At 33.6% G+C, this 6,062-nt stretch carries 5 protein-coding genes, 2 tRNA genes and 1 pseudogene; 4 read left to right on the top strand and 4 right to left on the bottom strand.

Annotation, left to right across the window (positions count from 1 at the left end):
• The 4 genes and pseudogenes from LS70_RS07960 to LS70_RS07945 all read right to left on the bottom strand — a co-directional run.
• Positions 1-199 (bottom strand): annotated as a pseudogene (locus LS70_RS07960) (hypothetical protein); the annotation flags it as partial.
• An 82-nt stretch (positions 200-281) separates the two neighbouring features.
• Positions 282-830, bottom strand: coding sequence for a hypothetical protein (locus tag LS70_RS07955; RefSeq protein ID WP_138109412.1), 549 nt, complete (start codon positions 828-830; stop codon positions 282-284).
• A gap of 154 nt (positions 831-984) precedes the next feature.
• A tRNA-Arg gene (locus LS70_RS07950) sits at positions 985-1,061 on the bottom strand.
• 3 nt (positions 1,062-1,064) lie between these two features.
• Positions 1,065-1,140: transfer RNA gene (locus tag LS70_RS07945), tRNA-Ala, on the bottom strand.
• Between the two features lie 169 nt (positions 1,141-1,309).
• Between LS70_RS07945 and nikA the strand changes: the two genes are divergently transcribed.
• Genes nikA through LS70_RS07925 form a run of 4 tightly spaced genes read left to right on the top strand, consistent with a single transcriptional unit; the run spans position 1,310 to position 6,059 of the window.
• Complete coding sequence (gene nikA, locus LS70_RS07940; protein ID WP_034290597.1) at positions 1,310-2,869, top strand: nickel ABC transporter substrate-binding protein; 1,560 nt, start codon at positions 1,310-1,312, stop codon at positions 2,867-2,869.
• A 9-nt stretch (positions 2,870-2,878) separates the two neighbouring features.
• Positions 2,879-3,814 carry an ABC transporter permease subunit gene (locus LS70_RS07935; protein WP_034290599.1) on the top strand — a complete coding sequence of 312 codons (936 nt, stop codon included), beginning with the start codon at positions 2,879-2,881 and terminating at the stop codon, positions 3,812-3,814.
• Positions 3,811-4,623 (top strand): nickel ABC transporter permease subunit NikC, encoded by an 813-nt coding sequence (nikC, locus tag LS70_RS07930; protein WP_034290601.1) that lies wholly within the window; start codon positions 3,811-3,813, stop codon positions 4,621-4,623. The genes LS70_RS07935 and nikC overlap by 4 nt, the downstream gene beginning before the upstream one ends.
• The gene (locus LS70_RS07925) at positions 4,620-6,059 is read left to right on the top strand and encodes an ABC transporter ATP-binding protein (RefSeq protein ID WP_034290603.1); all 1,440 of its coding nucleotides are present in this window, start codon (positions 4,620-4,622) and stop codon (positions 6,057-6,059) included. The genes nikC and LS70_RS07925 overlap by 4 nt, the downstream gene beginning before the upstream one ends.
• The last annotated feature ends 3 nt before the right edge of the window (positions 6,060-6,062 follow it).

The following is a 6,062-nucleotide window of genomic DNA, read 5'->3' as shown; positions in this document are numbered from 1 at the left end:
ACGCCCCTCCCACAACCTTTTGCATTTCATCATCTGATAATGCTTTAACTCCTAAAGAGTTTTCATTCACTTTACCATTAGTTGCAAGAGCAATTAAATCTACTTCTGCAAATAATGTGCTTGAGATTCCTAAGCTAAATAAAAATCCTAAAATAAACTTTTTCATTTTTTTTGAATGAAAGTTTAGGATTCTTATCATTTTTAGAATCTTTTAATAGAAAATGTTTCACAAGATAAGAGCATATTCACAAAATGGAGAGAAAACCACGCGAGAAAGATAATTAAGCTTTTAACTCTTGCAAAATCTCAAAAAGAAAATCTTTTGCTTTATTGTGCAATCTTTGATGCTCTTCTTGCGTCATACCTATTGGCATTCCAAGATTAAAGTTATGATTTAGTTGAGCAATATCCTTATTGATTTCTGTTTCAATTTTGTTTGCAGTATCTGCCTTATTTCTTCCTTGTTGGATTCTTTTCATTCCATCAAAAGGATTTCCTTCAAAGCATTGATAAGCTTCACTTAATGCAGAATTTAATGAAGCAGCTGTTATTCTTACAAAAATATCAAATTCTATTTTTCCATTCATATAATCTTCAAATGCTTGTTGTCCAATATCTGCATAAGTTGATATTTTGTTATTTTCAACGTTTTTACTTGCAGAAAAATTTTTCTGCTCTTTTTGAATATTATTTTTCACTTCTTCATTTTGCGATTCTTGTTGTTTGGCATTTAGCATAACTCCAAAATCTTGACAATCTTTATTTTCATTTGTTTTTAAAGAGTTATGCTGATAATAGTGTGTATTATTTGAGCAATGATTTATCTCCATAGCAATCCCCATCCCCTTATAAATTTCATTCACACTTTAATTGCAAGCAATAATTATGCCAAACAAACTAAAAAGATTGTGGTTGATAGAGTTTGTAATATTTGTATTTTGATGAGAAAAGCGAGATAAATAAAATAAGTAAAAGAATTTAAAGTGGTACGCCCGGAGGAATTCGAATCCCCGACCTACAGGACCGCAACCTGTTGCTCTATCCAGCTGAGCTACGGACGCATATGGTGGAGTGTAGGAGGTTCGAACTCCTGACCTCAACGCTGCCAGCGTCGCGCTCTCCCAGCTGAGCTAACACCCCTACACTCCAAATAAAAGCCGAAATTATAGCAAACAAAGCTAAATTAAATTTTAAAATAAGTTTGGAATTTTAACGTAAAAGGAAGTGTCATATATATTGCGTAGATGTTTATAATAATGCTATAATACAAAGCTAAAGAAATATCTTCAAAGTGTAGAGAGTTAAAAAAATGAAAAAAATCACCTTACTATTTTGGATAATGTTTTTTCCGCTACTATCTTGCGCACAAGATTTAGTTAGCGCGTGGCCAGTCAATGCTGGACCCTTAAATCCGCACCTGTATTCACCCAACCAAATGTATGCTCAAGTGCTTGTTTATGAAGGTTTAGTGCGCTATGATAAAGACAATAAAATAGAACCTGCCATTGCCGAATCTTGGCAAATTTCTAATGATGGCAAAACTTATACTTTTACCCTAAAAGAAGGGCAACTTTTTTCTGATGGAAGCACGCTTGATGCTTTTGCAGTGGAAAAAAATTTTAAAGCTATTATGCTTAATAAAATGCGTCATTCTTGGCTTGGCATTGTAAATAAGATTGAATCTTTTAAAGCCCTTGATTCAACGCATTTTGAATTAAAATTAAATAGTCCGTATGTAGCAACCCTTCAAGAGCTAAGTCTCCCAAGACCTTTTAGAATTCTAGCTCCTTCTGGTTTTAAAACAGATGACACCTCAAAAGGAATCGCGAAACCCATTGGTTCTGGTGCTTGGCAATTAGCAGAAACAAGGCTTGGGGAATATGATATTTTTATTCCTAATCCTCATTTCAAAGGACAAAAACCAGCATTCAAACGCCTAGTTGTAAAAGTTCTACCAGACCCTAACGCAAGAGTTTTGGCTTTACAAAGTGGAGCGGTTGATATTTTAACAGGCAAAGATTCACTTAGTCTTGAAAATTTTGTCCGATTACAAAAAGATGGACGCTACATTACAGAAAAATCAGACATTCAAGGCACAACAATGCTTGTCATCAATGCTTCTTCTGAACGTTTAACCAAAGACATTGCAATTAGAAAAGCGATTCTACATGCTTTCAATAAAGATAATGTCATATCTGGAATCCTGCTAAATACGGAACAAAAAGCAGATAATCTATTTAGTCCAACCCTGCCTTACGCAGACCAAAAGCTACAACCATACACTTATAACAAAGAATTAGCGCAACAATTTTTAGAAGATGCCGACTGGAAATTAAATGGCAAAACGCGTCAAAAAGAAAGCAAAAAACTAGAATTAGACTTGATTTATATTGGCACAAATCCGATTCAAAAGGCAATCGCAGAAGCCTTGCAAGGAGATTTATCCAAAGTAGGCATTACATTAAATCTTATCGCAAATGAAGAAGTTTCTTTTTATCAAACGCAAAAAAATGGAAAATTTGACCTTATCTTTAATGAGACGTGGGGAAATCCTTACGACCCACATTCTTTCTTGGGTTCTATGCTTACATCTTCACATGCAGATTATACAGCCCAAAAAGATTTGCCTAATAAAGCTGAAATTGACAAAAGTATTCAAAACATTTTAGATTCTAATGCTGCAGATTCAGAAATTTTGCAAAAAAAATATCATTTTGTGCTAAATGCCTTAAATGATTCTGCGATTTACTTGCCTATTAGCTATAGTTTTATCCCGGCAGTTTATCATAAAGATAGAATTAAAGATTTTCAATTTGGAGCAATGCAAACAGAATTTATGTTTCATCTCTTTACGCCAGCAAAACCTTAAAGTATCTGTATGTTACTTTTTATTTCTAAACGATTAGCATTACTGATTCCTTTGCTAATCGTCATTTCCTTTGTGGTTTTTTTATTATTACACCTAAGTCCTATTGACCCAGCTTTTTCTTATTTGACACAATCTCAAATTCCACCCACACAAGAAGCTTTACAACAAGCAAGAATGGAGCTTGGTTTAGATAAACCCTTTTTAGAGCAATACTTATCATGGCTTAAAAAGGCATTCGTATTGGATTTTGGAATCTCATATGTTACAAAACGTCCTGTGCTTGGTGATATCTTATACTATTTGCCTGTAACTTTAAATCTTACTTTTTTAGCTATGTTTTTTATTGTTTTAGTGAGTATCCCTGTAGGAATTTTAGCAGCTTACAAAAAAGATTCTATATATGATAAATTGATTTTACTTTTTTCTTTTAGTGGCGTCTCCTTTCCTAGTTTTTGGTTTGGATTTTTATTAATTTATCTTTTTTCTTTGAAGCTTGGCATTCTTGTGCCTTACGAATCTATGGGATTTGAACGCTATATTTTGCCCACTTTAACCCTTGCATTAATGTCTTTAAGTATCAATATCCGCCTTGTTCGTTCTAGCATCTTAGAACATAAAAATGATAAAAGTCTATTGTATGCAAAAGCAAGAGGTTTAAGCAAAAATCAAGTTCAAGTTCATTTGTTAAAAAATTCTTTAATCCCAGTTGTTACTTCTTTTGGAATGCATTTTGGAGAATTATTAGGAGGAGCTGTGATTGTAGAAATCCTCTTTGCTTTGCCGGGTCTTGGACGCTATGCAGTAAGTGCAATTTATAGCCATGATTATCCTGTTTTGCAATGTTTTATGCTTCTTATGACGACTATTTTTATTTGCATTAATCTACTTATTGATATTCTTTATATTTTTTTAAATCCAAAAATTCGCTATGAGAAACAAGTATGAGTAAAAAATCTTTAAAATTATACCTCCCTCTAACGGGCGTTTTATGTATCTTTTTGTTAGCAATCTTTGCACATTTGCTTCCTTATGACCCTATAGAGATTGATATTGGAGCAAAATTTGCACCGCCAAGCATAGAGCATTGGTTAGGCACAGACCATCTTGGGAGAGATGTGCTCACAAGATTAATCTATGGAGCAAGAACCTCATTATTTTCTGTTTTTGTAATTTGTTTTTTAATTTTATTTTTTTCTTTTATTGTAGGCTTTATTGCAGGATATAAGGGGGGATATTATGATTCTATTTTGATGCGTATTTGTGATGCTTTTTTTGCTTTTCCCACTTTTATCCTTGCTTTGTTTTTAATCGGTATCTTAGGTGTGGGTTTAAGTAATGTTATGATTGCTATTGTGCTAACACACTGGGCTTGGTATGCAAGAATGGTTCGTTCTTTAGTTTTAGAAGCACGCAGCCATTCTTTTGTATTAGCAAGTATTGCTATGGGTTCAAGCGAATTTCAAGTGATTGTGCGTCATATTTTACCCTCTGTATTCTCACAAATAATCATTCTTATAACATTGGATATTGGGCATATGCTTTTGCATGTTTCCGGGCTTTCGTTTTTGGGATTTGGGGTGGCTGCACCCACTCCTGAATGGGGCGTTATGATTAATGATGCCTCCCCTTATATTATGGAACATTATGAATTAATGCTTTACCCGGGTATGGCAATTTTTATTACTGTCGCTCTATTTAATCTTTTAGGGGAAGCCTTGCGAGATAGGCTTGACCCTGAATGTGAGATATTATGAAGAAACTCGTATCTTTTGAATCCTTTAGCCTCTATCACTCAAAACATACGATTTTACGTAATATCACCTATGATATTTATGAAAATGAAATGCTTGTGTTACTTGGGTCTTCTGGCTCTGGAAAAAGTTTAAGTGCTAGGGCAATTATGGGGCTTTTGCCAGAAAATCTACAAACGACTGGAGCGGTGCGATGGCATTGCCAAAGAAAGTTTGGAGTTATTATGCAAAATCCCGCTTCTTGTTTTGATTCTATCTTTACGATTCAGCAACACTTTGATGAGACTTTTTATGCAAAAAAACTTCCTATGGAATTCTCTACTTATAAAAAACTACTCAAAGATGTTGAACTTGACTCTTCTGTTTTAAAAGCCTATCCTTTTGAGCTAAGCGGTGGAATGTTGCAAAGAGTAATGATTGCTATTGCTTTATGTTCCTATACCCCTTTGCTAATTGCTGATGAACCTAGTAGCGATCTTGATATATCCGGACAAAAGGAGCTAATAGATTTAATTTATCATCTAAAAACAAAGCAAGATTTTGCGATTTTATTTATTACGCACGATTTAAATCTTGCGCAAAAATACGCTGATCGCATTATATTAATGGATAAAGGCGAAATACAAGAGCAAGGTAGCAAGAAGGAATTTTTTCAATCTACTCAAAACATTGTAAGCTCTTTTGTAAATGCGCATAATCTTTTAAATGCATCAGAAAAACATTTTAAACAGAATGTGCAAGAACACACAGATTCAAAAATTCTCTTAGAAGCAAAACATGTTAATATTTCCTATCAACGAGGGGGATTTTTTTCTAAAGAAAATCCTAAAAAAATTTTAGAAAATATTGAATTTTGTTTATACAAAAATAGAAATGCTGGAATTATAGGGGCGAATGGTGCTGGCAAAAGCACTTTAGTAAAAGTTTTACTTGGAATTCAAACTTCTCCTTTAGCAAAAATCACATTAAATGCGATTCCTATAAAACATAAAAAGGAATATTGTCGCCATATTGGTGTTGTTTTTCAAAATCCTCCTGCGAGTTTAAATCCTAGATTCAGTGCCAAAGAAGCAATCATTGAACCCTTAAAAAATCTTGGATATTCTCAAGAAGAATGCAATAAAGCTATGGAACAAATTGTAGAATCTTTGGGATTAAACATAGAATCTTTGCACAAAAAGACGATTCATTTTAGTGGTGGAGAACAACAACGTATTGCCCTTGCAAGAGCAATTATTACAAAGCCATCTGTTCTAATCTTAGATGAAGCTTTAAGCAATTTAGATATGTTGTTGCAAGCTCAAATTATTACCCTCTTAAAACAAATTCAACAACAATTTTCTCTGACTTATATTGTAATTTCCCATGACATGCGTATTATTTACACTCTTTGTGAGGATATTTGGGAGATAAAAGATGGAAAAATGAGGATTCTCTAAGTC

Source organism: Helicobacter sp. MIT 11-5569, assembly GCF_000765695.2.
GTDB lineage: Bacteria > Campylobacterota > Campylobacteria > Campylobacterales > Helicobacteraceae > Helicobacter_D.
The sequence above is the reverse complement of the archived record's forward strand: the minus strand, read 5'-3'. Positions and strand labels throughout refer to the sequence as shown.

Coding starts and splice junctions, on each gene's coding strand:
- LS70_RS07955 (WP_138109412.1), bottom strand. CDS start 830: ATGGAGATAAATCATTGCTCAAATAATACACACTATTATCAGCATAAC.
- nikA (WP_034290597.1), top strand. CDS start 1,310: ATGAAAAAAATCACCTTACTATTTTGGATAATGTTTTTTCCGCTACTA.
- LS70_RS07935 (WP_034290599.1), top strand. CDS start 2,879: ATGTTACTTTTTATTTCTAAACGATTAGCATTACTGATTCCTTTGCTA.
- nikC (WP_034290601.1), top strand. CDS start 3,811: ATGAGTAAAAAATCTTTAAAATTATACCTCCCTCTAACGGGCGTTTTA.
- LS70_RS07925 (WP_034290603.1), top strand. CDS start 4,620: ATGAAGAAACTCGTATCTTTTGAATCCTTTAGCCTCTATCACTCAAAA.